The 25700-nt window shown below is 66.7% G+C and carries 23 protein-coding genes; 16 read left to right on the top strand and 7 right to left on the bottom strand.

The window, feature by feature from the left end; translation table 11 throughout:
• Positions 1-15: 15 nt before the first annotated feature.
• The 7 genes from BKN37_RS10060 (at position 16) to BKN37_RS10030 (ending at position 7768) form a co-directional block, all read left to right on the top strand.
• Positions 16-1146 (top strand): VOC family protein, encoded by a 1131-nt coding sequence (locus BKN37_RS10060; RefSeq protein ID WP_071025062.1) that lies wholly within the window; start codon positions 16-18, stop codon positions 1144-1146.
• Positions 1143-2081, top strand: a complete 939-nt coding sequence (locus BKN37_RS10055; protein ID WP_071025060.1) for a fumarylacetoacetate hydrolase family protein — start codon at positions 1143-1145, stop codon at positions 2079-2081. Before BKN37_RS10060 ends, BKN37_RS10055 begins: the two co-directional genes overlap by 4 nt.
• A complete protein-coding gene (locus BKN37_RS10050) occupies positions 2078-3967 on the top strand; it encodes an acyl-CoA synthetase (protein WP_071025057.1) in 1890 nt (629 codons plus the stop codon). Before BKN37_RS10055 ends, BKN37_RS10050 begins: the two co-directional genes overlap by 4 nt.
• Entirely contained in the window at positions 3967-4728 is a 762-nt protein-coding gene (locus BKN37_RS10045; protein WP_071025055.1) for an EthD domain-containing protein, read from the top strand. The genes BKN37_RS10050 and BKN37_RS10045 overlap by 1 nt, the downstream gene beginning before the upstream one ends.
• Positions 4725-6014: an oxidoreductase gene (locus BKN37_RS10040; protein ID WP_071025053.1), complete on the top strand. Its 1290-nt coding sequence runs from the start codon at positions 4725-4727 to the stop codon at positions 6012-6014. The genes BKN37_RS10045 and BKN37_RS10040 overlap by 4 nt, the downstream gene beginning before the upstream one ends.
• Entirely contained in the window at positions 6011-6898 is an 888-nt protein-coding gene (locus tag BKN37_RS10035) for an SDR family NAD(P)-dependent oxidoreductase (RefSeq protein ID WP_071025050.1), read from the top strand. Before BKN37_RS10040 ends, BKN37_RS10035 begins: the two co-directional genes overlap by 4 nt.
• Positions 6899-6970: 72 nt before the next feature.
• Complete coding sequence (locus BKN37_RS10030; RefSeq protein WP_165618314.1) at positions 6971-7768, top strand: SDR family NAD(P)-dependent oxidoreductase; 798 nt, start codon at positions 6971-6973, stop codon at positions 7766-7768.
• Between the two features lie 28 nt (positions 7769-7796).
• Here BKN37_RS10030 and dmpG read toward each other — a convergent pair whose 3' ends face one another.
• From dmpG to BKN37_RS10010, 4 genes are read right to left on the bottom strand one after another with little or no spacing between them, the layout of a single operon-like run.
• On the bottom strand, positions 7797-8813 hold the full coding sequence (gene dmpG / locus BKN37_RS10025; protein ID WP_071025046.1) for a 4-hydroxy-2-oxovalerate aldolase: 1017 nt from the start codon (positions 8811-8813) through the stop codon (positions 7797-7799).
• Complete coding sequence (locus tag BKN37_RS10020) at positions 8810-9766, bottom strand: acetaldehyde dehydrogenase (acetylating) (protein ID WP_071025044.1); 957 nt, start codon at positions 9764-9766, stop codon at positions 8810-8812. Before BKN37_RS10020 ends, dmpG begins: the two co-directional genes overlap by 4 nt.
• A 7-nt stretch (positions 9767-9773) precedes the next feature.
• Complete coding sequence (locus BKN37_RS10015; protein WP_071025042.1) at positions 9774-10559, bottom strand: 2-keto-4-pentenoate hydratase; 786 nt, start codon at positions 10557-10559, stop codon at positions 9774-9776.
• Entirely contained in the window at positions 10556-11188 is a 633-nt protein-coding gene (locus tag BKN37_RS10010; protein WP_071025039.1) for a TetR/AcrR family transcriptional regulator, read from the bottom strand. The genes BKN37_RS10015 and BKN37_RS10010 overlap by 4 nt, the downstream gene beginning before the upstream one ends.
• A gap of 98 nt (positions 11189-11286) precedes the next feature.
• Here BKN37_RS10010 and BKN37_RS10005 point away from each other — a divergent pair, with 98 nt between their 5' ends.
• From BKN37_RS10005 to BKN37_RS09980, 6 genes are all read left to right on the top strand, one after another.
• Positions 11287-12825, top strand: a complete 1539-nt coding sequence (locus BKN37_RS10005) for a bifunctional 3-(3-hydroxy-phenyl)propionate/3-hydroxycinnamic acid hydroxylase (RefSeq protein WP_083341702.1) — start codon at positions 11287-11289, stop codon at positions 12823-12825.
• Positions 12822-13700, top strand: coding sequence for an alpha/beta fold hydrolase (locus BKN37_RS10000; RefSeq protein ID WP_071025033.1), 879 nt, complete (start codon positions 12822-12824; stop codon positions 13698-13700). The genes BKN37_RS10005 and BKN37_RS10000 overlap by 4 nt, the downstream gene beginning before the upstream one ends.
• Complete coding sequence (locus tag BKN37_RS09995; RefSeq protein ID WP_194074139.1) at positions 13697-14713, top strand: VOC family protein; 1017 nt, start codon at positions 13697-13699, stop codon at positions 14711-14713. The genes BKN37_RS10000 and BKN37_RS09995 overlap by 4 nt, the downstream gene beginning before the upstream one ends.
• Before the next feature lie 19 nt (positions 14714-14732).
• The gene (locus tag BKN37_RS09990) at positions 14733-15764 is read left to right on the top strand and encodes an amidohydrolase family protein (RefSeq protein ID WP_071025030.1); all 1032 of its coding nucleotides are present in this window, start codon (positions 14733-14735) and stop codon (positions 15762-15764) included.
• A gap of 88 nt (positions 15765-15852) precedes the next feature.
• Positions 15853-18531 carry an MMPL family transporter gene (locus tag BKN37_RS09985; RefSeq protein ID WP_242657189.1) on the top strand — a complete coding sequence of 893 codons (2679 nt, stop codon included), beginning with the start codon at positions 15853-15855 and terminating at the stop codon, positions 18529-18531.
• Positions 18531-20105: a YhgE/Pip family protein gene (locus BKN37_RS09980; RefSeq protein ID WP_071025026.1), complete on the top strand. Its 1575-nt coding sequence runs from the start codon at positions 18531-18533 to the stop codon at positions 20103-20105. Before BKN37_RS09985 ends, BKN37_RS09980 begins: the two co-directional genes overlap by 1 nt.
• Positions 20106-20431: 326 nt before the next feature.
• Here BKN37_RS09980 and BKN37_RS09975 read toward each other — a convergent pair whose 3' ends face one another.
• The gene (locus tag BKN37_RS09975) at positions 20432-20992 is read right to left on the bottom strand and encodes an SMI1/KNR4 family protein (protein ID WP_071025024.1); all 561 of its coding nucleotides are present in this window, start codon (positions 20990-20992) and stop codon (positions 20432-20434) included.
• Positions 20993-21203: 211 nt separating this feature from the next.
• Complete coding sequence (locus BKN37_RS09970; protein WP_071025077.1) at positions 21204-21782, bottom strand: TetR/AcrR family transcriptional regulator; 579 nt, start codon at positions 21780-21782, stop codon at positions 21204-21206.
• A 45-nt stretch (positions 21783-21827) separates the two neighbouring features.
• Here BKN37_RS09970 and BKN37_RS09965 point away from each other — a divergent pair, with 45 nt between their 5' ends.
• Together BKN37_RS09965 and BKN37_RS09960 are read left to right on the top strand one after the other, a co-directional pair.
• Complete coding sequence (locus BKN37_RS09965; protein ID WP_071025022.1) at positions 21828-22664, top strand: phytanoyl-CoA dioxygenase family protein; 837 nt, start codon at positions 21828-21830, stop codon at positions 22662-22664.
• 25 nt (positions 22665-22689) lie between these two features.
• Entirely contained in the window at positions 22690-23148 is a 459-nt protein-coding gene (locus tag BKN37_RS09960; RefSeq protein ID WP_071025020.1) for a glyoxalase/bleomycin resistance/extradiol dioxygenase family protein, read from the top strand.
• Between the two features lie 110 nt (positions 23149-23258).
• Here the strand turns inward: BKN37_RS09960 and BKN37_RS29130 are convergent, their stop codons facing one another.
• Positions 23259-23414, bottom strand: coding sequence for a hypothetical protein (locus tag BKN37_RS29130; RefSeq protein WP_165618313.1), 156 nt, complete (start codon positions 23412-23414; stop codon positions 23259-23261).
• 199 nt (positions 23415-23613) lie between these two features.
• Here BKN37_RS29130 and BKN37_RS09955 point away from each other — a divergent pair.
• Positions 23614-25700: MMPL family transporter (locus tag BKN37_RS09955; RefSeq protein WP_071025018.1), on the top strand; the 2087-nt coding region annotated here is incomplete at its 3' end.

The raw sequence follows: 25700 nt of genomic DNA, 5'->3' as shown, positions 1-25700 counted from the left end.
AAAGGACAACCAGCCGTGAGCAAGACCGTCGATGCCCACAATGGCCTGCATAGCCAGCGGGGCGCACGCAAAAACGAACACCCGGGCCGATCACGCAACCCGGTGATCAAGGTTCGCGACCTCGCCTGGCTGGAATTCGAGAAGCCCGACCTCGTGCGGGCCGAGGCGTTCGCGCACGCCTTCGGATTCGCAACCGTGGCGCGCACCGGTTCCGAGTTACAGTTGCGCGGCACCGACGCCGGCGCCCCGTGTGTGATCATCCGCCGGGGTGCCACCACCCGTTTTCGCGGCATGGCGTTCGCCGCACAGGACGAGGCGGACCTGGCGCGACTCGCGGCGGCGACCGGTGCCCGAACTCGGCCGCTGCCCGACGCCATCGGCGGATTGTCCGTCGAGCTGGTGGATCCCAGCGGGATTCCGGTCCGCGTGGTGGCCGGCATGCATCAGCTCGCTGCCTTGCCCGGGCAACAGCCGCACACTTTCAACCTCGGCTGCGATCTGCGACGGGTGAACGCGACCCAGCGGCCGCCTCGGGTTCCGACCAAGGTGCAGCGGCTCGGCCACGTTGTGCTGCAGAGCACCAAATACGCTGCGGCGCTGGACTGGTACCTCGACAGCCTCGGGATGATTGTCAGCGACTTCCTGTTCTTCCCCGGCCAGCGCGACCGCGGACCGACGATGAGCTTCATCCGCTGCGACCGCGGCTCAACTCCTGCCGATCACCACACCCTGGCGCTTGCGTTGGGGCCGTCGAGCCGCTACGTGCACTCGGCCTACCAAGTGTGTGACCTCGACTCACTGGCCGCCGGCGGCGAATACCTGAAAGACCAGGGCTACCACCGATCGTGGGGGATCGGCCGCCACATCCAGGGCAGCCAGATCTTCGACTACTGGCGTGACCCGGACGGCTTCTTGGTCGAGCATTTCGCCGACGGCGACATGTTCGACAACACCCTGGAGCCCGGCTGGGCACCGTTTACCGCCTCCGGGCTGGCCCAGTGGGGGCCACCGGCCACCAAGGATTTCCTCGGCACCAATCCCGCAGCCTTGCCCCACGAAGCACGATCTCTCCTCGCCGCGCTGCGCGCCGACAATGAATTCGACCTCTCGCGCCTCATCGGCCTGTTGAAAGTGACCCAATCATGACACTGTCCATCCTGCGCACCGCTGACGCTTGGTGGTTCCAAACCCCCACTGGAGCAGCCAAGATCGCGACCGATGCCAGCACCACCGCTGAACTGCTAGCCGACCGGGCCGCCATCGAGGCCGCGGCGCAGCAGGATGGCACCGTGCCCACCGACAGCCTCGATCTGGTGTCGCCGGTGACCACGCCATGCCGGGTGGTGGCACAGATGACCAACTTCGCCTCCCACGTCAAAGATGCGGGCATGGACCCCAAATCGATTCCGCTGACATTCTTCCGCAAGTCCTCGGCTTCGATCACCGGGCCGACCGATGACATCGTCAAACCTGCCCACGTCCGGCTCTTGGACTACGAGGTCGAAATCGGCTTGGTCATTGGCCGCGACATTCCCGTCGGCACCGGGATCTCCGAGTCGAACCTGGCCGACTACATCGCCGGACTGGTGGTCACCAATGACGTGTCGGCCCGAGACATCCAGTTGCCGCAAACCCAGTTCTATGAGGCCAAGTCCTATCCCACCTTCACCCCGGTCGGGCCGGCGCTGGTGTTGCTCGACGCCGGCGAGCTACAGCGTTTCGGCGACCTGCGGCTGCGGCTGCGGGTGAACGGTGAACTGCGCCAGGACATGCTGGTCGAGCGCGACATGCTGTACCGGCCGGTGCAGGCGCTGCAGTCGCTGACCCGCTTCCAGCACCTGGCCGCCGGTGACCTGATCATGACCGGCACCCCGGTCGGCACCGCGCTGAGTGCCCCGCCCAGACCGATCGAGATCATCGGTTCGCTGCTCCCGTCCGCGGTCAAGTGGAAAGCGTTCTTCAAACGCCAGTCCGGCAACCCCAAGTACCTGCACGACGGTGACCTAGTGGAGGCCGCGATCGCCACCGACGACGGTGCCGTCGACCTCGGTGCCCAGCGCAACACCGTGCGGTACGCGTGAACACCGACCTGCTGTGGCCGCGCTACGCGGGCCCCGCTGACCTTCGCGCGATCGAGGCAGTGCCGCTCGCGCAGCGCGGCCTGCCTGCCTCGACCTACCAGATCCTGCTGCGCGCCGCCACTGCCTGGCCTGAGCGCATCGCGATCAGCGTCCTGCCCGACGGACAACGCTGGCAGCAACCGGTGCAGCGCACCTTCGGCCAACTGTTGGGTGACGTGCACCGAACCGCGAATCTGTTGCGCCGCCTCGGTGTACGGCGCGGCGACGCTGTCGGCTTGATCGCGCCCAACTGCGACGAACTGATCACCGCCACCCTAGCCGCGCAGCTTGCCGGCATCGCCGCGCCGATCAACGCGGCGCTGTCGTCCCAGCACATCGGCGAGCTGCTGCGCCGCTCGGGTGCACGGGTGCTCATCGCCGCCGGACCCGCACTCGATCCGGCGGGCTGGGAGACCGCCCAGCACCTGGCTGGCGCCGGAGCCGTCGACACCCTGCTGTTGCTGCAACCCACCGGTACATTCGCCGAAGACGACCCACCACCGGAATCCTCGGGCGCAGCGGTCGGCTATCTGAGCCGACTGGCGCACGATCACGACGCCACCTACTTCTGCGGGGAACCGCCCGCCGCAGCAGACCTAGCCGCCTTGTTCCACACCGGCGGCACCACTGGCGCTCCGAAACTGGCCGCCCATACCCACGCCAACGAGGTGACCGACGCGTGGATGATCGCCGCTAACACGCTGCTCGACGAGGACTCAACGATATTCGCGGGTCTGCCGCTGTTTCACGTCAACGCCCTGATCGTCACCGCCTTGGCGCCGCTGCTGCGTGGACAGCACACGGTGTGGGCCGGCCCGCTGGGTTACCGGGACCCGGCGCTCTACGGCAACTTCTGGAAGATCGTCGAGCGGTATCAACTGTCGACGATGAGCGCGGTGCCGACCGTCTATTCCGTGCTGGCGAAGTGCCCGGTTGACGCCAACATCACGAGTATGCGGATGGCGATCGTCGGCGCCTCGGCGCTGCCGGGCGCGGTGCGCAAGGACTTCGAATCACACACCGGAATCAGCCTGGTCGAAGGCTACGGTCTCACCGAGGCGACGTGTGCCAGCGTGCGCAGTTTCCCCGACCACCCGCGACTGGGCTCGGTGGGCCAACGTCTGCCCTACCAACACCTCAAGACGGTGCGCATCGACGACGACGGCGCGTGGCATGACCTGCCGCGCGGCGCCGTGGGCACGTTGGCCATCAGCGGACCGACGGTGTTCGCCGGCTACGTCACCGGCCGCGACGCGGGTGAACACCTGTTGCACAGTCAGGGAAAGCTCGTCGACGGCTGGCTCGACACCGGTGACCTCGCCTGGATCGACGACGACGAGTTCGTGCACCTCGCCGGGCGCGCTAAGGATCTCATCATCCGCGGCGGCCATAACATCGATCCGGCAATGGTCGAGGATGCTCTCCTCGCGCATCCCGACGTGACGGGTGCGGCCGCTGTCGGCCGGCCCGACCGCCACGCCGGGGAGGTGCCGGTCGCCTATGTGACCCTGCGGCCTGGCGCGAGCGTCACCGCCGAGGCCTTACAGACGTGGGCCGGCGAGCACGTTGCCGAAGCCGCCGCGGCGCCCAAAGCAGTGATCATTCGCGACGCACTTCCGGTGACCGCCGTCGGCAAGCCCTACAAGCTGCCCCTGCGCGCTGATGCGGCTCGCACCGCCGTCGTCGAGGCCCTCGCCGGCCTCTCGGGTGTGGTCGCCGTCGACGTCACCACTGACGATGCCGCGGCGGTCGTCACGATCGCGGTCACTGCCGCCGCCGACCGCCAGGCCATCGATGAAGCGCTGACCCGCTATGCCCTCACCTGCCGCGTCACGGAGATCGCCTGATGACTCACCCCACCCGCACCACCTCGATGCTGTCGCCGCTCATGCTGCGCGGGGACATGACAAGAGACGTGGCCACCACCTACTGGGCGACCGAGCACGCCGAGAAAGTCAAGAAGCTGCCGAACCTCCTCGAATACAACCAGCGGCTGTTCTCGACGACCGATCACGGGTTCTGGCCTCGGGCACAAGGAATCGGCACCGCGATCGACGACACCTGGCGCTTCGACGGCTGTGCGGAGATTCGCTTCCGCAGCACGGCCGCAATAACGGCCACTGCGGTCCATGCCCGCGAGGTCTACCTCGACGAGCAGAACGTCTTTGCCCGGGTGCTGGGACACCCCACCGGCCCCGGCGGCGGACGGTGGTGGACCGACGGCTTCGACGACACCGTCGGCCACCACATCGCGCTCCTGCTGCGGCGACGACGCGGAGTCCGCGGCGGCGTTTTTCGGACGTTCGTGCATGAACGGATGGGCGCGGCGCTGCTCGCCGGCGGCGCTCGCGATCTGCGCAGCTACACCTTCCTGCCCTGGACGCCGCTGTTCCATACCTCACCCGGTGTTGGGCACGACAATCCACCGCAGCACCGCTACCACGCTGTGGTCCTGCTCGGGGCCGACAGCCGGGCCGCCGTCGACCAGCTATTCGACAGCGCCGCCGTCGCGGCGCTCCGCCGCGACCTGCACACCACCCTCACGGCGGTGCACGCCTACGGCATCGAACGCACGGTCCCGGTCATCCGCATGGGGTCGGGAGCATGAGCACCACGTCCTCCAGCTCACTGCTGGCACCGCTACAGATCGGGTCGCTCACCGTTGGCGGTCGGCTGTTCAAATCAGCGACCAGCGAAACGCGGTCGAGCGTCGACGGGTTCGTCACCGACGAACTACTCGAGTTCTACGCGCCCATGGCGGGGGCCGGCACACCGTTGATCGTCACCGGAAACCTGTACGTCTCGCTGCAGGGCAAATCCACCGAGCGGCAAGCCGGCATCGACGCCGACGACAAGAAGCCGGGCTTGCGTGACTGGGTGCAGCTTGCCCACGGCGGACACGCCCTGCTGATCGCGCAGCTCAACCACGGCGGCCGGCAAACCATCAAATCCGGGGTGCCGGGCCAGCCGACGGTATCGGCGTCGTCGGTACGCGAACCACTGTTCGGTACCAAGCCCCGATCGTTGCGCAGCGACGAGATACCAGGCGTCGTAAGCGATTTCGCATCGGCCGCCGAACGTGCGCGCGATGTCGGGTTCGACGGTGTGCAAATCCATGCCGCCCATGGGTATCTGCTCAGCCAGTTCCTGACCCCTCACACCAACAGGCGCACCGATGGTTACGGCGGCAGCCTCGACAACCGGATGCGGTTGCTGCGTGAGGTCTATCGGGCGGTCCGCAAGCGCGTAGGCGACGACTATCCGGTGCTGCTGAAGATCAACGGCACCGACATGATGCCGTTGCGTCGCGGCGCCGCCACTGCTGACTTGGTCCGGGTCGCACTCGCCCTACAGGACGACGGGATCGATGCCGTCGAGGTCTCTCGGGGCCACTACGAATCCTGGCCGGCGACGGTGTTGGGCCATTACCGGGGATTCATCAGGGCCGAGGTGTTCGAAGGCGCGGTCGCCGAACTGCCCTGGTATCGCCGCACGGCGATGCTAGCCGTGGCGCCGGCGGTCGAACGCGCTGCGGAACGGTTGGCACCCGGTGGCGAGGGGTTCAACCTCCCGCAAGCTGAACAATTCACCACCGCACTCGACATCCCGGTGATCTGCGTCGGTGGATTCCACACAAAGTCGGGCATGGAAGCGGCCATCGAATCGGGTCGGTGCGATGCGGTCTCCGCCGCGCGGGCATTCATCGCCGACCCGTACTTGTTCCAGCACATTCAGGCGCCGGCATCCGACCCGCCCGTCTGTGGGTACTGCAACGGCTGTATCGCCCGCCACGGGGGCAAGCCCATCGACTGCTACGTCGACGATATCCGCGCCCGCAAAGACCAGATGGTGGCCGCCGCTAAGCGCGCCACGGCCGGTAAGGAAGACACATGAGACTACGACGTGGCTTCGGCGCACGCCCCGAACAGTTCTCGCTGAACGGTGCGTCGGTCGCTGTGACCGGCGGAGCCGGCGGCATCGGTCGAGCGGTCGCCGCGCGTTTCGCACGGGCAGGGGCACGGGTGGCCATCGGTGACCTCGACCTGCGCGCGGCACGCAATCTTGCCAGCGAGATCGGTGGCGCAGCGATCGGGGTCGGGCTCGACGTCACGGACGAACGGTCCTTCTTCGCCTTCCTCGACGCCGCAGAAACAGCCAACGGCCCGTTGGCTGTTCTGGTCAACAACGCCGGCGTCGACTGGATGGGTCCGTTTCACACTGGAACTGACCACGACGCCCGCCGCGAAATCGGCGTCAACCTGATGGGACCTATCATCGGCTCCCGAATGGCCCTGCAGCGCATGCTGCCCCGCCGGCACGGCCACATCGTCAACGTCGCTTCATCGGCTGGTCGTGTACCGCAACCGGGAAGCTCGGTGTACACCGCCACCAAGCACGGCGTCGTCGGGCTCACCGAATGCCTGGCGCTGGAGTACCGCAACAGTGGGGTGCGCTTCTCCCTACTGCATCCGGGATACATTCCCACCGCGATGACCAGCGGGACCACTCGGCCGTCAAAGCTTTTGCCCACCGGTAGCCCCGAGGACTGCGCCCGCGCCGTGGTACGCGCGGTTCAACGCAACCGGTTCAACGTGTTCGCGCCTGCTGGCCAAGGTATCGGCATCAAACTCGGATACCTCGTCGGCCGATCGATCCGCGATCGTGTGCTGCTTTCGATGGGAATCAGCAAAATCGCCGCCGACGTGGATCCCGTGGCGCGTGCGCACTACCATCGGCGCGTTTTCGCGGATGAGCCCTTCGGTCAGGGGTCGTCATGAGCCAGCGCATGCCATCGGCCGGAGACGGTCCCGCTTCAGAAAGGGCAGGCAATGACTTACGACACCAACGGAGTGCGGCCGGTGCGCACACCATGGAACCGTGCGCTGGTAACCGGTGCCTCGGCAGGAATCGGCACCGCCTTCGCGCGCCAGCTCGCGCGCCGCGGTACCAACCTGGTCCTGGTTGCGCGCGACGAAACCCGGCTCAAGTCGCTGGCCGACGACTTGATGACCAGCCACCCCGTCGACGTGGAGGTGTTGCCCGCCGACCTGTCCGACCAGGCGTCCCTGTACACGGTCGAGCGACGACTTAGGGATGGCCCGTTCATCGACCTGTTGGTGAACAACGCCGGGATCGGCACTTTCGGCGCATTCTCCAGCACCGACATCGACACCGAAATGCGCACCATCGCCGTCAACGTGGTCGCACCGGTGCGGTTGACCCGTAGCGCCCTTGACCGGATGTGCGCAGCGGGACGGGGCACGATCATCACGGTGTCATCGATAGACGCCCTACAGCCCACCCCGTACCACGCCGTTTATGGCGCCACCAAGGCGTTCGTCAACAGCCTGTTCAGCGCCCTGCACGAAGAGACCCGCACCACACCGATCACCAGTACTGTCGTGATGCCTGGGTACGTGGCAACCGAATTCACGGCGCGCGCTGGGCTCCAGGGGGCCCTCGAGCGAGTCCCGGGCTGGCTGATGCTGACACCTGGACAGGTGGCCGCGGAGGCGTTGGGCGCTGCCGAGTCGGGCAAGACGATGTCAGTGCCGGGGAAGCGGTACAAGGTGCCCGCGGCTCTTCTGAGCGTGCTGCCGCATCGGCTCGGTCGCCGGATCTTCGCCGCCATTGCTCCGCCGCACTGAGTTCGTAACGGTGTGGAGCTATGCCGGCTCAGATCATCGGTTCCTTGTCGGCGGCCAGGTCCAACGCGATGTCGATGAGCATGTCTTCCTGGCCGCCGACCATGCCCCGACGCCCGGCCTCTTCCAGCAGGGTGCGCGCGTCGAGGCCGAAGCGTTCCGCGGCGGCTTCGGCGTGCCGCAGGAAGCTTGAATACACCCCCGCGTACCCCAGCGTCAAAGTTTCCCGGTCTACGCGCACCGGGCGTTCCTGCAGGGGGCGGACGATGTCATCGGCCGCGTCCTGCAGCGCATGCAGATCGCAGCCGTGGTCCCAGCCCAACTTGTCGGCGGCAGCGACGAACACCTCCAACGGGGCGTTGCCGGCGCCCGCACCCATGCCGGTCAGTGAAGCGTCCACGCGGTGTGCGCCGTGCTCCACGGCGACGATCGAGTTGGCTACCCCGAGCGACAGGTTGTGATGCGCGTGAATGCCGATCTCGGTGGCCGCCATGAGGGTTTGGCGCAGCGCGTCGACTCGGTTCGCGATATCGTGCATAGTCATCGCCCCGCCGGAGTCAACGACATACACGCAGGTGGCGCCGTAGCTCTCCATCCGCTTGGCCTGGCTGGCCAGCACATCCGGTGCGGCCAGGTGGCTCATCATGAGAAACCCGACGGTGTCCATGCCGAGATCGCGGGCGGCGGCGATGTGGTGGGCGGAGATGTCGGCCTCGGTGCAATGGGTGGCCACCCGGACCACGCTGGCACCGGCCCGATGGGCGTCTTTGAGGTTGCGCACGCTGCCGATGCCGGGCAGCAGTAGGGTTGCGACCCGGGCGCGGCGCACCACGCTGGCGACGGCTTCGATCCATTCCAGATCGGTGTGAGCGCCGAAACCGTAGATGCAGCTAGATCCGCCCAGCCCGTCACCGTGCGCGACCTCGATGGAATCCACCCCGGCGGCATCCAGTGCCGCGGCGACTTCCACCGCCTGCCCGAGGCTGTACTGGTGGCGCACGGCGTGCATGCCATCGCGCAGGGTGACATCGCTGAGGTAGAGATTCATGGTGTGGCTCCGGCGGTTTCGGCTTCGTGGGCAACGATGCGTTCTGCGGTGGCCTTGGCCGCGGAGGTCATGATGTCGAGGTTGCCCGCGTAGGCCGGCAGGTAGTGGGCGGCGCCGGTGACCTCAAGCAACACACTGACCCGCGTTCCGACGAACTTGCCGGTTTCCGGGATGTAAAGCGGGTTCTGCGCGCTGAACGCCTCGAACTGCACCCGCTGTTTGAGCCGGTAGCCGGGCACATAGCCTCGGACGCGCTCGACCATCGCGAGCACATCGGCTTCGATCTGCCGATGATCGGGTTCCCCGTCGACCAGGCAGTACACCGTGTTGCGCATCAATACAGGCGGATCGGCGGGGTTGAGGATCATCACCGCCTTACCGCGCTGGGCGCCGCCGACGGACTGCAAGGCGGTGGCGGTGGTTTCGGTGAACTCGTCGATGTTGGCGCGGGTGCCCGGGCCGGCGGACTTGGACGAAATCGACGACACAATCTCGGCGTAGGACACGATGCCGCTCTGCGCCACCGCGGCGACAACCGGCACCGTCGCTTGCCCGCCGCAGGTCACCATGTTCAGATTCGGCGCATCGAGATGGTCCTCGAGATTGACCACCGGCACGCAATAAGGCCCGATGGCGGCAGGGGTGAGATCCAGCATCCGCACCCCGGTGGGAGCCAGCCTGGCCCAGTTGGCCCGGTGCGCTGCCGCCGAGGTGGCGTCGAAAACGAGGTTGATGTCACCGAAGTTCGGCATAGCGAGTAGGCCGTCGACACCACGGGCGGTGGTCGCCACCCCCATCCGGGTAGCGCGGGCCAAGCCGTCGGAGTTCGGGTCGATGCCCACCATGGCGGCCACCGTCAGCGGACCCTCATCGCGCAGGATCTTGATCATCAAATCGGTGCCGATATTGCCCGACCCGATGATGGCCACCGGCCAGGTGCAAGGTGCGGTCATGGTTTGCCTAACTGAAGCGCAGCGACACGGCGCCCAGACCGCCGATAATGGCGGCGGCGTGGTCGCCGGGACGGACGAATGCGGCCGACGTGAACGACCCCGACATGACGAATTGGCCAGGCAGGATCTCGGTGCCGAACCGCGTTAAGGCGTTGGCCAGCCACGCAACCGCGGCAGCCGGGTCGCCCATCACCGCCGTCCCAACACCGGAGTAGACGTCGGTTGCGTTCAGAGACAAGGACGCCCGCGCCTGGGGCAGATCAAGATGGCCAGCTGGCACCCAGTCGCCGAGGACGACCGCGCCGGAACTGGCGTTGTCGGCGACGGTGTCAGGCAGGGTCAACTTCCAGTCGGCGATCCGGCTGTCGACGACCTCCAGCGCCACCGCGACCGCCTCGGTTGCGGCGTACACCTGCTCGACGGTGACTCCCGGACCGCGCAACGGCGCGCGCACCAGGAAGGCGACTTCGGGTTCAACACGGGGCGCGCAGAACTGGGCGGCCGACACGGCCGAGCCATTGGTCAGCACCATATCGTCGAGGATGTAGCCGAAGTCGGGTTCATCGACGCCGAGCAGGGTTTGCATCGGTGCGGAGGTCAGGCCGATCTTGTGCCCGATCAGGTTGCGGCCTTCACGAAGCCGGCGGGTTAGGTTGAGCTGCTGGATGGCATAGGCGTCGACGACATCCAGTCCCGGATAGCGCTCGGTAAGCGGACCTATCGGCGTTTGAGTGATGCGGGCAGCGTCCAATAGTTGGGTGGCTTCGCCGATGTGGCCGGTGGTCAGCGTCATCGGCTGCCCTGCTCGTCGATGAGACGACGCGCGGTGTCGACCACGGACCGGCCGTGCAGTTCGAACAGCGCGACCAGATCGACGGAGTCGCCGCCGATCTCTTTGGCGATGAACAACCCGTCCGCGCCCGCCAACGCATAAGTGGCCAATCCGTTCACATCGGCGTCAGAAAGCTCAGGTGCCAGCTCCCGAAGCATCTGGGTCAGTTGCAAGAAGGCCTGCGCGCGGGTTTGTAGAAACATGGCGCGGGCGCGCGGTTCGACGGGGCGGCGCTCCAGCGCCAGCATCAGACCCAACCGGATGAAGTCCGGGGATTCCAGCAACGCCTTGGCGACCTGCCCGGCCACATCCACCGCACGCTCAGGTGCCGTGCCTTCGTCGGGGACCTGCCAGGCGGACAACCACGTCCCGAAACTGCGCTCGATCACCGCCGCGATCAGATCGTCTTTGTCCTTGAAATGCCAGTAGATCGAACTGGCTGGCAAGCCGCACGTGGCGCTGACCAGCGCGATGCTGGTGCCCTCATAGCCGCGTTCGGCGGCAATCTCGGTGGCAGCGTCCAGGATGCGTTCCCGCGACAGTGCACCGTCGGCACGTTTACGCCGCTTGGGCGAAGCCTTACCTGCCATCTCCGCGCTCCTTGCCTTCGGGCCTTGACTCCGTAGTGATCGCTACATTACCGTAGTGATCACTACGGATCAAGTATCACGCCGACGAGAGAGAAATCGTGACTACCGCAGACACCTACGACGTGGCATTGATCGGCTATGGGCCGACCGGCGCCACCGCCGCAAACCTGTTGGGTCAGTACGGCCTGAAAGTGCTTGTGGTTGAACGCGATCCCGATGTGTACGACCGGGCTCGGGCGATCTCCACCGATGAGGAAGTCATGCGGGTGTGGCAGTCGGTCGGTTTAGCGGAGCGGCTACAGCAGGACATGCTGTGCGACCGGCCGGTCGCGTTTGTCGACGCCAAAGGGGTGCCATTCATCGAGACCACGATCGCCTCACGCGGCTCGGGGCACCCGCCGCAACAGTTCCTGTATCAGCCGGCGGTCGACCACGTGCTGCGCGAGGGTGCCCAGCGCTTCGCCGGCGTCGACGTCCTGCTGGAGCACGAATGCCTGCGGGTGTTGCCCAAGGCCGACGGTGTCGAGCTGATGTGCGCTGACCTGCGCACCGACACCTTCAAGCGGTTCCGGGCGTCGTATGTGATTGCCGCCGACGGCGGTTCGTCGCCCACTCGGGGTCAGCTGGGGGTTGGCTATTCGGGCCGCACTTACGGTGAGCGGTGGGTCGTTATCGACACCAAGGTGCTCAAGGAGTGGGATGCCCACGACCGATTGCGGTTCCACGCCAATCCGGCTCGCCCGATGGTCGACTGTCCCACCCCGCTCGGGCATCATCGCTGGGAGTTTCCCGCCCGCACCGACGAGGACGAACAGCTGCTCCTGCGGGATGAGGAGATCTGGAAGGTGCTGAGCGTCCAGGGCATCACACCGGAGCACGTCAAGATCCTGCGGGCAGTGATTTACAGCCACCACGTCCGCGTCGCCGACCGGTGGCGGGTGGGCCGCGTCTTTTTGGCCGGTGACGCCGCACATGCCATGCCGCCGTGGATCGGGCAGGGCATGTCGGCGGGGGTGCGAGACGCGGCCAACCTGTGCTGGAAACTCGCCGCCGTGATCAAGGGGCAGGCGCCGGACTCGCTGCTGGACTCCTATCAGGCCGAACGCAAACCGCATGTCACCGAAACGACCCGGCGCGCCTGCATGGTTGGTCGGGTCATCACCGAGCCCAACCAGGCCATCGCCGCGGTGCGCAACCACGTCATCCGGGCGCTGACCCGGGTTCCCGGGGCGGAGGCGGCTGCCCAGAAGCTGACCTGGATCCCCGCTGCCCGATACGTCGACGGCTTCTTTGCTGCTGGTGGGCGCCGTGCCGTGGGGTGGCAGATGCCCCAGCCCTGGGTGACGAACGCCGCAGGCGCCAAGGTTCGCCTCGATGATCTCCTCGGCGGGAAGTGGACCGTCCTGCACACCGGCGCGCCACCAAGTGGCGCATCGGCCTGGGCAGCACTGGGCGTCCCGATGTTCCGGATCGACGAACCCAGCCTCACCCGTTGGCTGCACCGCAAGAAAGCCGCCGCCGTGGTGGTGCGTCCGGACGGATTCATCTATGCCGCAGCCCCAACCGGGCAGCCGCTGCCACCGCCCCCGGCCGGCTACACCTTCTCCACTGCGACCAGAACCGAGGCCACCGCATGACCGTCACCGACGCCCCCGCAAGCGGGAGGTACCCCCAGACCGAGCGCACCGTCCCCGTCGCCGGCAAGCCGATCTTTGTCACCGAGGCCGGCGCCGGGGCTGCGGTGGTGCTACTGCACGGCGGGGGACCGGGCGCCTCCGGGGTGTCGAACTACTCCCGCAACATCGATGCGCTGGCGCAGAACTTTCACGTCATTGTGCCCGACATGCCCGGGTACGGGCGGTCGGTCAAGGGCGTCGACCAGGCTGACCCGTTCGGGTACCTCGCCACCATGATCCGCGGCCTGCTCGACGAACTCGGCGTCGACACGGCGCATTTGGTCGGCAACTCCTATGGCGGCTCGTGCGCGCTGCGGCTCGCCCTCGATACCCCGGCCCGAGTCGGGAAGCTGGTGCTGATGGGACCTGGCGGGATCGGCACCACCCGCGGCGCGCCGACCGCTGGACTGAACGCCCTGCTGTCCTACTACGGCGGTGATGGCCCCAGCCGCGCCAAGCTGGAAGCGTTCATCCGCACCTACCTGGTGTACGACGGAGCATCGGTGCCCGACGAGCTGATCGACCTGCGGTACGCGGCCTCCATCGATCCGGACGTTGTTGCCGATCCGCCGCTGCGGAGGCCGTCGGGCCCAATGGCGCTGCGCACGCTGTGGCGGATGGACCTCACCCGCGACAAACGCCTTAAGACGTTGCCCACGCCGACTTTGGTGTTGTGGGGGCGCGACGACAAGGTCAACAAGCCCGCCGGTGGGCCGATGCTGCTCAACTTGATGCCCAACGCCGACTTGGTGATGACGTCGCGGACCGGGCACTGGATGCAGTGGGAGCGCGCCGAACTGTTCAACCGGGTCGTCACCGAATTCCTGCAGTCATGATCACCACCGCAGCACCGTCGGTGTTCGGCAACGTGCACCTCGGTTACCTGGTCATCGAAACCGAGAAGTTCGCCGACTGGCGCCGGTTCGGCCGCGACGCCATCGGCATGCACCTCGACGACACGCTGCCCGATGCGATCCGCTTCCGGCTCGACGGCAACGCCTGCCGATTCCTGCTGCGGCGCGGCCCCGCCGAAGACGTCACCGCACTGGGCTGGCAACTCGACGATCACGCCGGTTTCGACGAGATCATCGCCCGCGTCACCCGGCACGGCGTGCCGATCAGCGAGGGCACCGCGGAGGAGGCCGCGCTACGCGGCGTCGAGCGCCTGGTCCGCTTTCCTGGGCCCAACGGGCTTGCGCAGGAGATCTTTACCCGCGCCCGCGCCGCCGATACGCCGCTGGACATGGCGGTGCGCGGCGGCTTCGTCACCGGCGACGCCGGCATCGGCCACGTCGCGGTCACCACGAAGCGGCCCCATCAGATGCGCGGCTACTACACCACGGTGTTCGACGCGCGCCTGTCCGACTACATCGACGAAACCATCACCGGTGTCAAGCTCAAGATCCGGTTCCTGCGCGTCAATCAGCGTCACCATTCGGTGGCGATCGCCGCGGTGAACCGGTTGCCGATCAACCCGATCCGCACCCGTATCCAGCACCTCAACGTTCAGGTCGCCGATCTCGACGACATGGCTGCGGCCTACCAGCGGGTCAAAGGCCTGGGCTTTCACATGGCGCTGGCGGTGGGTCAGCACACCAACGACCGCGAACTGTCCTTCTACGCGAAGACGCCGTCGGGTTTCGAATGGGAGGTCGGCTGGAATCCTCTCATCGTCGACGAAAGCACCTGGGAGCCCGCCACGCATCAGGGGATCAGCGTGTGGGGCCACACCCCGGAGGGGCAGACCATCATCGATAAACTCACCCAATTCGCGACCGGCGCGGCGTCGCTGGTGCGCCGTGAAGATACCGTTCCCGCGCTGGCCGGCGCGGGAATGCGGGACGACTAGCCACCGGAAGGAATACGCCATGCTCAGGATCGACACTCACCACCACATGATCCCGCCGGAGTACCGGAAAGCATTGCAAGCCGCCGGGATCGACGAGGCTGGCGGGCGGGCGCTGCCCGACTGGAGCCCGGAGTCCTCGCTGCAGACCATGGCTGAACTCGACACGGCCACCGCCATCTTGTCGGTGTCCACCCCGGGTACCACTTTTTTGGCCAACGCCGCCGATGCTGCCTCGCTGGCCCGCGACCTAAACGACTATTCGGCACAGCTCATTGCCGACCACTCGGATCGGTTCGGGTTCTTCGCCACCATCCCGTTGCCGCACATCGACGAATCCGTCGCAGAAACGGTGCGGGCGCTCGACGAGCTGAAGGCCGACGGGGTGGTGCTGCTGGCCAACAACGCCGGCACCTATCTCGGACAAGAAGGCCAGGATGCGCTGTTCGCTGCCCTCAACGAGCGCTCCGCGGTGGTTTTCATTCACCCCGCCGACCTGCCCGGTCCCACCGTCCCCGGGGTGATGCCGTTCGCCGCCGACTTCCTGCTCGACACCACTCGCGCCGCGTACCTGCTGGTGCGCAACGGTATCCGCCGCCGCTACCCGAACATCCGGTTTATCCTCAGCCACGCCGGCGGCTTCGTGCCCTACGCGTCGCACCGGATGGCGGTGGCGATCATGGGCGACACCGGCGCCAGCCCGGCCGACTCCCTCGATGACTTCGCCGGCTTCTACTTCGATACCGCGCTGTCCTCCAGCGCCGCGGCGCTGCCCAGCCTGCTGGCCTTCGCTAAACCGGGCCACATCACCTTCGGATCCGACTGGCCGTTCGCGCCGGTTGCCGCCGGCAAGCTGTTCGCCGCGGGGCTGGAGAACTACCCTGGTCTCGACACGCAGGCACGCAACGCCATCGACCGCGCCAATGCGCTCGCCCTGTTCCCGCGGCTCGGTACCCCGCCTGCACCGATTCCGCAGTCGCAGGTTCAGCGGTTGCGTAGCACCGCCAGCCGCTTCACCATGCGGGCCGTCGCTCGGCTGATCAGTACCAGCTGACCGCGTCGGGTGTGAGGAGACTTTCGTGTCATCTGTGCTCTACCGGCTAGGCCGGCTTGCCGCCCAGCGGCGCCGCTGGGTGCTCGTGGTGTGGCTCGTCGTGCTTGCCGTGGCCGGCGGCGGTGCGCTGCTGAACAACGGCACCGATGACACCTTCGAAATACCTGGCACCCAGTCACAGAACGCGCTTGACTACCTGGGCCGGGTGTTTCCCGAAGTCAGCGGAACGTCGGCGCAGCTGGTCATCGCCGTGCCGCCGGGGCAGGACGTCACCCGGCTCGCTCCCGGGCCGACCGCCCACGCCGTGGCGCAGATCAAGAAGATCGACCAGATCGCCGCGGTGATCAACCCATTCGACCCCACGCCGCAGGGGCAGCCCGCCGGCGGTCCCGCCCCGCGGATACAGGGTGCGGTGTCCGGTGACCATCGCGCGGCGATTATCACCGCGCAGCTCACGGTGGCGCTCGCCGATGTCAAACCGGCCACCAAGGATCAGCTCACCGCCATCGGCACCGAGCTGTCCGCGGCAATCGGGCACGGAGCGACCGTAGATGTCGGCGGACCCGCGTTCTCCAACCCAATGCCCAAACTCAGCTCCACCGAGGGGATCGGTCTGTTGATCGCCCTTTTCGTGCTGCTGCTGGTGTTCCGCTCGCTAATCGCTGCCGGCATGCCGCTGCTGACCGCGATCCTAGGAGTGGGAATCTCGGTCGCGCTGATCTACGCGGCTACGCTGCTGACAGCGGTGTCCTCCACCGCGGTGATGCTGGCCGTGATGCTCGGCCTGGCCGTAGGAATCGACTACGCGCTGTTTCTGCTCTCGCGGCACCGCAGCCAGCTCGCCGAGGGGATCGAGGTCGAGGAATCCATCGCGCGGGCTACCGCGACCGCCGGCTCCGCAGTGATCTTCGCCGGGCTGACCGTGATGATTGCACTGGTGGGTCTGTCCGTGGCGGGCATCCCGTTCTTAACTACGATGGGCCTGGCCGCGGCGGTAGGGGTGACTGTGGCCGTGTCCGTCGCGGTGACCTTGATCCCGGCGCTGATGGCCTTCGCTGGAGAACGTTTGCGGCCCAAGGCGGCCAGAACGCGGCACAAGGAATCCTCAAAACGCGCATCGCTCAGCCGATTCTGGGTGCGGCTGGCTACCCGGATCCCGGCGCTGACCGTGCTGGTGTTGGTCGTCGGCCTCGCACTCTGCGCGCTTCCGGCCGCCGATTTGCGGCTCGCCTTGCCGGACAATGGGACCGAAGAAAAGGGTACGCCCGCACGGGATACCTATGACACGGTGAGCGAGCGCTTCGGGCCAGGCTACAACGGTCCCCTCATCGTGACCGCCGATATCATCACCAGCACCGACCCGGTAGGCGTCGTCAATGCGATCGCCGACGAGCTCAGCCGACTACCGGGGGTGGCCAGCGTGCCGTTAGCGACACCGAACCCGAAGGCCGACACCGGGATTATCCAAGTGGTGCCAGCCGCTGCCCCCGACACCGCCCAAACAGACGAGTTAGTGCAAGCCATCCGTGACCAGCGGCAGCACTTCCGGGACACCTATGGCGTGGACACGGCGGTCACCGGTATCACCGCGGTGGGCATCGACGTCTCCGCACAGCTCGGTGCCGCCCTGTTACCGTTCGCCATTCTGGTGGTCGGGATCTCCCTGGTCCTGCTGGCAATGGTGTTCCGCTCCATCTGGGTACCGGTCAAGGCCACCGCCGGGTACCTGCTGTCGGTGGGAGCCGCGTTCGGTGCCACCTCGTACGTCTTCCAACAAGGCCACTTGGCGGGCGCGTTGGGTGTCACCCGCACCGGCAGCGTGGTCAGCTTCCTGCCGATCATCTTGATGGGGGTGCTATTTGGGTTGGCGATGGACTACGAGGTGTTCCTGGTGTCGCGAATCCGTGAAAATTATGTGCACCAGGGTGATCCGCACCAAGCCATTCAGTCCGGCTTCGTCTCAGCCTCACGGGTAGTGGTCGCGGCGGCAGTGATCATGTTCGCGGTGTTCGCGGCGTTCGTGCCAGAGGGCAGCGCCGTCATCAAGCCGATTGCGTTCAGCCTGGCCATCGGCGTGTTCGTGGACGCATTCCTGGTACGGATGACGCTAGTCCCGGCGGTGTTGGCGTTGCTCGGCCGTCACGCGTGGGGGCTGCCCGGATGGGTAGATCGCCGGCTGCCGATCTTCGACGCTGAAGGAGACGCCCTCATGCGGGAACTACGCCTTGCCGACTGGCCGTCGGCGGGAGCCAACGACGCGATCAACGCCCGCGGATTGCACCGCGAGGACGACCGCGGCCACGTCATCTACTCAGGAGTGGATCTGACGCTGAGCCGAGGTCGAATCCTGGTGATACATGGCCACAATGCCGCTGGCAAGAGCGCGCTGCTCTTCACCCTGGCCGCCCGAGTGCGTCGCATCGACGGCGACCTGAAAGTGCTCGGCCACGTGCTACCGCAGCACATCAGCACTGTGCGTCGTAAAGTGGCGGTGATCTCCTGCCACGAAGCGCCTGATCCGGCCGCCGAGGTGGGGGCCGCCCTGGCGGGCAACATTGAACTCATCCTGCTCGACGATGTCGACATTGTCGTTCGCGCGGACTCGAGAAGCAAGCTGCGTCAATATCTTTCCAACCGGACGACCGCCGCAGGTAAGCCGGCAACGTTCGTGCTCACCTGCCAAGATCCCGACTTGGTCGACGACCTGCTCCCGGCAACCTCGATGGCCACGTTTGAGTTGAATCCCAAAACAGTCGAGGTGGCGTGATGATCAAACCGTTCGTCAACTCCGCGCGCGCGACGGCATCGGGTCCTCTCACATGGCGCACTTGGGTGGGACTAGTCATTCTGCCCATCCTGGTCATGAGCCTGTTCATTTGGGCGTTCTGGTCGCCGCAGACCAATCATGGTGCGGCCAAAGCTGCCGTCGTCAACAACGACCGGCCGGTCACCGTCAACGGCAAGCTGCTGCCCCTCGGTCGAGAACTAGCCGGCAACCTGACCCACTCGGAAGCCGCGTACACCTGGGTGCTCACCGACGCCGCCGATGCCGAAAGAGGGCTCGCCCGCGGCGAGTACGGGGCCGTCGTCGCGATTCCGGAGGATTTCTCCGCCAAGGCGACATCCTCGGCAAGCGATAACCCGCTGCAGGCCGGGCAGGCCGAGTTGCGGGTGCAAACGTCGAACGCCACTGGCGTCGCCGATCCGGTGATCAGCACACAGGTGGCCCAGGTCGTGCTGCATACGCTCAACCAGCAGATCGTCCAGACCTACCTGGAGAACGTCTACCTGTCGTTCTCCAGGATCCATGATCAATTGGGCCAGGCGGCCGACGGCGCGGCACAGCTTGCCAGCGGCGCGGGCCAGCTCGAAACCGGTGCCGGACAACTCTCGTCGGGGACGGGCCAGCTCGCCGCCGGACTCGGCGACGCGCAGAGTCGAGTATCGACGGTCACCGGTCCGCTGCACCAACTTCCTGCGCCGCCGGGACCATTGTCCGGCGCGGCCAGCCAAATCGAACAACTCGCGGCCGGGCTCGACACCGCAGCCAGCGGGGCAAACCAGGTCAATGATGGTGCCCACCAGCTAGAAGGCGGAATCGGACAGCTTTCCGCCGGCGCGCACCAACTGGCCGACCAGCTCGCGCAGGGACGCGATCAGGTGCCGGTCTACAACCAGGCAGAGCGCGACCGGCTGAAGAACGTCGCCGCCACCCCGGCCGTCGCCATCACCGATAGCACCAACATCGGCGCCGCCGTGGCTGCGGTCGCCATCACTTTGGCGCTATGGGCCTGCGCGTTGGGCACATATGTGATCACCCGGGCCGTGCCAGGCGCCGTACTCACCTCCCGCGAATCAACCTGGATGATCGTCGTCCGTGCCGCCTGCCCCGGTCTAACGGTGGCAGTGCTCGCCGCCGTCGCGCTCACTACCATGCTGATCCCCATCCTGGATATCGCAGTGGTGCGGTGGTTCGAGTTGCTCGGCGTCACCTTGCTGACCGCGCTCACATTCATTGCGCTCAACCAAGCGGTCACGGCGATCTTCAAACGGCCCGGCCGGTTCGCATCGATCGCAGTGCTCGTCCTGGCGTTAGTCACGAGCTTGATGTCGACAATCCCTGCCACGCTGCACACGATCGGCAGCTACCTGCCGACGCACCCAGCCATCCTCGCCTTGCGCGGTGTGATTATCGGTTCAGATGTCGCCGTCACCGGTGTCGCACAGCTTGCCGGATGGCTGGTGGTCGGCGGGCTGGCGACAGTCCTGGTGACCGAGCAACGCCGCACCCTCGACAGCAAGCAGTTACGACTCGGATCAGCTCTGACTGCGGCGACATAACTGCGTGGTCGCCGCCGGTCGCTGTCGCGTGATCCGCGCCTAGTGTCCTGCGTCTGAATCCCGTTTACGGGTGTGGGGCAGGATTTCGTCGGCGGTCTTGGTCCACACGAACGGGTGGCAACGGCCCGACAACGCGCAGCTCGCACGGTGTAGTCCGCCACTGCCGCTGCGCCCGCAGAACAGCGGAACCGTCAGCGATCCGACAGCCATGAATCTGTGGATCTACCTGCGAGTCGCGCGGCAGAGGGTCAGGCGAGAGATGCCCGCGGACTCCTGCGTCCGGCACACCTTCCCTGCGCATTCTGCTGCTCGAGCTGCTGCGTTGATCAGTATTCGACGGCCGTGAATGTGTGGGCTTGTGCTCCGGTGAAGCAGTTGCTGTTGATGCTGCCGGCGAGGATTCCGATCAGGTAGGGCAGTAGTCCGTCGGGGTGGTAGTCCCAGGCTTGAACCTGCCCGTACAGGATCGGCCACCGGTTCGGGTCGTCGCCGGTGCGATGCCAGAAGCCGACATCGCCGTCGCTGCCGATTCCCCAACTCAGGTAGGGCGGTGCAGCGTTCGGGCCGCCCAGGTCGACGGTGTGCAGTTGTCCGTCGGGTAGCCGCGCGAGGTCGGGTTCCGGGTCGTCGGCGAGGTCTTCACGGATCATGGTCAGGAATCCGTCGACCTCGGCGGGCCCGGCTGTGGTGATGCTGTGCTCGCCCTCTCCCGGGGCCCACAGTCGGACGGTGTCGAAGAACAGTCCCTCGCCGTAGGTGTCGACCAGCGTTTTGTAGTCGTCGGGAAGCGTTGTGTGGAGGGTCTTTTCAGCTGCGTGCCAATCTTGCCGCCGCACGAAGGTCGGCGGCGGGATGAGCGCGGTGAGCTGGCTTATTTCAGTGGCCATGGTCCCTTGTAGTTCGTGATGATCAGCTGGTCGGGCCGGATCAGTTGGTTCCCGTCCGTGTCGATAGCAGAGATCCTAATGTCGGTCGTAGTCGGCCGTAGCCGTTGCCGTAGCGTGGGGTCGCCTTTGTACACGCCAGCCCGCAGGTGACCGCGGGCGAAGTTGCCCCGCAGGTTGGCCGGAATGTCGTTCCACCCTGGTGGGAGTGTTTTCAGGCGATTCCCAGGGCACCGGCGGTTAACCGCCAAAGCCGTTCGGCCACCTCGCCAGGGTCGGGAGATGGGGTGATACGCAGCTGTTGGGCGATAGCGTGGCGCAGTCCGCCGATGACGAAGGGGCCGGCGCCGTCGGGATCGATGTCCGCCGGTAGCTGTCCCGATCGCTGCCCGCGGCGGATGTTCTCGGCGGCGTTGTCGCTCATGGTCTGGAGGTAGACGGATTCGAGCTCGGCGAGTTGTGGATCGAGGGCTGCACGGTTGAGCAGGATCGACGCTAGCGGGTCGGCGAAGTGGTAGCCGACGAACCGGCGGGTGCGTTCGTGCTCGCGGGTGCCCCAGTCGGCACCGGCGGGCAGGTGCGCATCGGCGATGGCGTGGCGAAGTCCTTCGTAGAACGCGTCGTAGATCGCGGCCAGCAGCCCGCCTTTGGAGCCGAAGTGGTGGTAGAGCGCACCGGTGGTGAGCCCGGCGCGGCGGGTGAGCGCGCCGAGTTCCATCACACCGTTGCCGCGGACCAGTTCTTCGCGGGCGGCGTCGAGCAGCTGTTGACGTCCGACCGGGGCCCGTGCCATAGTCGCGAACATAACATAATTAGATTATGTTGATCGAGGAGCACCATGAGCGCCGAAGTGTCGTCCCTGACCGACCTGGGTGGTGATCTGGCCGGCACCTATCGCCGGACCGCCAGCAGCGGCGAGACCGTTGATGCGGCGGTCGTGCAGGCGGATCTGGCCGCCGTCCAGCGCGATGGCTACGTCATTCTGCCCGATCTGCTGACGTCCGAAGAGCGCTCTGAGATCCGCGAGGCTGTGTCGCCGCTGTTGGATCGGCACGGCCGCAACCGGTTCGAGGGGCATCGCACCCAGCGGGTGTACAGCGTGCTGAACAAGACCCGCACCTGCGATCGCATCGCCGACCATCCGCGGGTGTTGGCGTTGCTGGATCGGCTGTTCTTGCCCAACTACCTGCTGTCGATGCTGCAGGTGATCAACATCGAGCCCGGCGAGCACGCGCAGATGCTGCACACCGACGACGGCTTTTACCCGATCCCGCGGCCGCGTGCCGCGCTGAGCGCGGCGACCATTTGGGCGATCGACGATTTCACCGCCGACAACGGGGCCACCGAGATCGTCGCGGGCAGCCATCGCTGGGACGATCGTCTGCCCAGCGAGTCTGACCGCGAACCCGTGATCATGACGGCCGGGTCTTGTGTGTTTTTCCTGGGCACCTTGTGGCACGGCGGCGGAGCCAACGGTTCGCCCCATCCGCGCCTGGCCGCCACCGCGCAATACTGCGAGCCCTGGCTGCGTCCCCAAGAGGCGTTCACCCTCTCGATGACCCGTGACACCGTGCGCGCGGTGTCCGAGGACATTCGTCGCATGCTCGGCTACAGCATCCATCCGCCGTTCATCGGGCAGGTCGACGGCATGCACCCCAAACGGCTGCTCGAGTAGCCGCCGTGGCGGGTACGGTCTGTGCATGCAGACCCTGTCCCCGGCCGACTGCTACCACATCGGCCTGATCGTTCCCGACATCGAGGATGCCGCAAGGCGATTCAGTACGGCCGGCGGTTATCAGTGGACGAAGCCGGTGGAGTACACCTTGGCGGTCACCACCGCGGGCGGCGACTATCAGGTGCCGTTCCGGTTCGTGTATTCGCTGCAGGCACCGCATCTGGAACTGGTGCAGGAGGTGCCCGGCACCGTCTGGACCGCGCCCGCCGGCGCGGCCGCGCATCACCTGGGCTATTGGGTCGATGACATCGCCGCCGCCGCGGCCCGACTAGAAGCGGCCGGTTACCGGTTGGAGGCCCGCCCCAGCGGCGACACCCTGTCCACCTTCGCCTACTACACCGACCCGGCCGGTGTCCGCATCGAAATCGTCGACCGGGCGCTGTTCCCCGACTGGCCGGGGTTCTTGGCGGCCATGACGGCTTGAGAGGCGCAGCGGATACCGGTCACAAAAAACGACGAATCAAAAAACCACGGGCAAGATGAGCCCGGAGGGGCGCGACCAGCGTGAGGTGTCGCGCCCAGCGGCGCCGAGCCTCAGCTGGCGTTGGCGAGGGGGTGCCAGTCCTCGAACTGCTCCGAGGTGTCGCCCTCTACCAGCACGTCGCCGTGGTAGAGAGCTTCGAAGTCAACCTTGATGACGTCGGCACTCGAGTCGTCGATCCACATGTCACTGAGCGTATGGGTAACCATTAAGGAATCTTTGAGTCACGATTCGGAAAATGGTGGCAATCCTACCGATGGGTAGGTTTTGCCACGTCGCCGTTGTGGTGGCCCCGTGGGCGGCACATCCCTGCGACCCAGATCACGCCCGAGCGGGCCAGGACACGCCTTGACCCCCCTTGGTTAACGGCGGTAAGTTACCGCAGATATCCAAGGGGAAGGAGCCGTCGTGCTGCACCGCATCGCGCTTTTGGCTATCGCCGCACCGCGGCGGGTCATCGCCGTCGCCGTCCTGGTCCTGATCGGCGCCGCAGTCTTCGGTGTCCCGGTCGCCAAGAGCCTGTCCGCGGGCGGCTTCCAGGACCCGTCGTCGGAATCGGCTCAGGCCACCCGGCTGCTCGCCGACAAGTTCGGCCAAAGCGACCAGCAGCTACTGATCGTGGTGACCGCACCCGACGGCGTGGGCAGCGCCGCCGCCCGCGCGGTGGCCACCGAGATCGTCGACCACATCACCCGGTCGGGGTTGGCCTACAACGTCAGCCCGTGGCCCTCGCCACTGGTCAGCAAGGACGGCAAATCCGGGGTGATCGTGGCCAACCTCAAGGGCGGGGAAAACAACGCCCAGAAGTACGCCAAAACCCTGGCCGATGAGGTGGTCCACGACCGGGACGGGGTCAGCGTCCGCGCCGGCGGCGTGGCGATGGTGTACGCGCAGATCAACGGGCAGACCCAGCATGATCTGCTGCTGATGGAGTCCCTGGCGATCCCGTTGAGCTTCCTGGTGCTGGTCTGGGTGTTCGGCGGCGTCTTGGCCGCGGCCGTGCCGGTCGCGATCGGCGGGCTGGCGATCGTCGGATCGATGGCGGTGCTGCGCCTGATCACCTTCAGCACCGACGTGTCGATCTTCGCGCTGAACCTGACCACCGCGATGGGGTTGGCGCTGGCCATCGACTACACGCTGCTGATCATCAGCCGCTACCGCGACGAACTCGCCGACGGCGCCGAGCCCAACCAGGCGCTGGTGCGCACCATGGTCACCGCCGGGCGCACCGTGCTGTTCTCGGCGACCACCGTGGCGCTGTCGATGTCGGCGATGGTGCTGTTCCCGATGTACTTCCTCAAATCGTTTGCCTACGCGGGGATTGCGACGGTGGTGTTCGCCGCCGCCGCCGCGGTGGTGGTGACCCCGGCCGCGATCGTGCTGCTGGGCCCGCGGCTGGATGCGCTGGACGTACGGCGGCTGACGCGGCGGGTGCTGGGTCGGCCCGACCCGGAACCCAAAGCGTTGCAGCACCAGTTCTGGTACCGGTCGACCAAGCTGGTGATGCGCCGCGCGGTGCCGATCGGGTTGGCGGTGGTGGTGCTGCTCGCCGTGCTGGGGCTACCGTTCCTGGGCGTCAAGTGGGGCTTCCCCGATGAGCGGGTGCTGCCGCGCTCGGCGTCGGCGCATCAGGTGGGGGAGCAGCTGCGCACCGACTTCGCCGACGATTCGGCGACCGCGGTCCAAATCGTCGTCCCGAACGCCGACGGCCTGCTGCCGCTCGACTACGACCGGTACGCCGCGGAGCTCTCCACGGTGCCCGACGTGTCGGCGGTGAGCGCGCCGACCGGCACCTTCGTCGCCGGCAACCGCGTGGGCCCCGCCGCCGGGGGCACCGGTGTGGCGCAGGGCAGCGCCTATGTGACGGTGTCCAGTTCGGCGCCGCTGTTCTCGTCGGCCTCCGAGACCCAGCTGGACCGGTTGCACGACGTGGCCGGCCCCGGCCACCGCCCCGTGCAGCTGGCCGGGCTGGCCCAAATCAACCGGGACAGCGTGGCCGCCATCACCAGTCGGCTTCCGCTGGTGCTCACGGTGATCGCGGTCATCAGCTTTGTGTTGCTGTTCTTGTTGACCGGCAGCGTGGTGCTGCCGGCCAAGGCGCTGGTGCTCAACGTGTTGTCGTTGACCGCGGCGTTCGGGGCGCTGGTGTGGATCTTCCAGGACGGCCACCTGGGCGCGTTCGGGACCACCCCGACCGGCACGCTGGTGGCCAACATGCCGGTGTTGTTGTTCTGCATCGCGTTCGGGCTGTCGATGGACTACGAGGTGTTTTTGATCGCCCGCATCCGGGAGTACTGGCTGGAATCGGGTCGCACCGCCGCCGACCACCGGGCCAGCGTGGCGCTGGGCGTGGCCCGCACCGGGCGGGTGATCACCGCCGCCGCGCTGGTGATGTCGATCTCGTTCGCCGCGCTGATCGCCGCCCAGGTGTCGTTCATGCGGATGTTCGGGGTCGGCCTGACCCTGGCCGTGCTGGCCGACGCCACCCTGGTGCG

The sequence above is a fragment of the Mycobacterium talmoniae genome, assembly GCF_001854525.1.
Lineage (GTDB): Bacteria > Actinomycetota > Actinomycetes > Mycobacteriales > Mycobacteriaceae > Mycobacterium > Mycobacterium talmoniae.
The sequence above is the reverse complement of the archived record's forward strand: the minus strand, read 5'-3'. Positions and strand labels throughout refer to the sequence as shown.

Bases quoted from the DNA above. Each gene is read 5' to 3' on its own strand.
- BKN37_RS10055 (WP_071025060.1), top strand. From the start codon at position 1,143: ATGACACTGTCCATCCTGCGCACCGCTGACGCTTGGTGGTTCCAAACC.
- BKN37_RS10045 (WP_071025055.1), top strand. From the start codon at position 3,967: ATGACTCACCCCACCCGCACCACCTCGATGCTGTCGCCGCTCATGCTG.
- BKN37_RS10040 (WP_071025053.1), top strand. From the start codon at position 4,725: ATGAGCACCACGTCCTCCAGCTCACTGCTGGCACCGCTACAGATCGGG.
- BKN37_RS10035 (WP_071025050.1), top strand. From the start codon at position 6,011: ATGAGACTACGACGTGGCTTCGGCGCACGCCCCGAACAGTTCTCGCTG.
- dmpG (WP_071025046.1), bottom strand. From the start codon at position 8,813: ATGAATCTCTACCTCAGCGATGTCACCCTGCGCGATGGCATGCACGCC.
- BKN37_RS10020 (WP_071025044.1), bottom strand. From the start codon at position 9,766: ATGACCGCACCTTGCACCTGGCCGGTGGCCATCATCGGGTCGGGCAAT.
- BKN37_RS10015 (WP_071025042.1), bottom strand. From the start codon at position 10,559: ATGACGCTGACCACCGGCCACATCGGCGAAGCCACCCAACTATTGGAC.
- BKN37_RS10010 (WP_071025039.1), bottom strand. From the start codon at position 11,188: ATGGCAGGTAAGGCTTCGCCCAAGCGGCGTAAACGTGCCGACGGTGCA.
- BKN37_RS10000 (WP_071025033.1), top strand. From the start codon at position 12,822: ATGACCGTCACCGACGCCCCCGCAAGCGGGAGGTACCCCCAGACCGAG.
- BKN37_RS09995 (WP_194074139.1), top strand. From the start codon at position 13,697: ATGATCACCACCGCAGCACCGTCGGTGTTCGGCAACGTGCACCTCGGT.
- BKN37_RS09990 (WP_071025030.1), top strand. From the start codon at position 14,733: ATGCTCAGGATCGACACTCACCACCACATGATCCCGCCGGAGTACCGG.
- BKN37_RS09980 (WP_071025026.1), top strand. From the start codon at position 18,531: ATGATCAAACCGTTCGTCAACTCCGCGCGCGCGACGGCATCGGGTCCT.
- BKN37_RS09975 (WP_071025024.1), bottom strand. From the start codon at position 20,992: ATGGCCACTGAAATAAGCCAGCTCACCGCGCTCATCCCGCCGCCGACC.
- BKN37_RS09970 (WP_071025077.1), bottom strand. From the start codon at position 21,782: ATGGCACGGGCCCCGGTCGGACGTCAACAGCTGCTCGACGCCGCCCGC.
- BKN37_RS09965 (WP_071025022.1), top strand. From the start codon at position 21,828: ATGAGCGCCGAAGTGTCGTCCCTGACCGACCTGGGTGGTGATCTGGCC.
- BKN37_RS09960 (WP_071025020.1), top strand. From the start codon at position 22,690: ATGCAGACCCTGTCCCCGGCCGACTGCTACCACATCGGCCTGATCGTT.
- BKN37_RS29130 (WP_165618313.1), bottom strand. From the start codon at position 23,414: ATGGTTACCCATACGCTCAGTGACATGTGGATCGACGACTCGAGTGCC.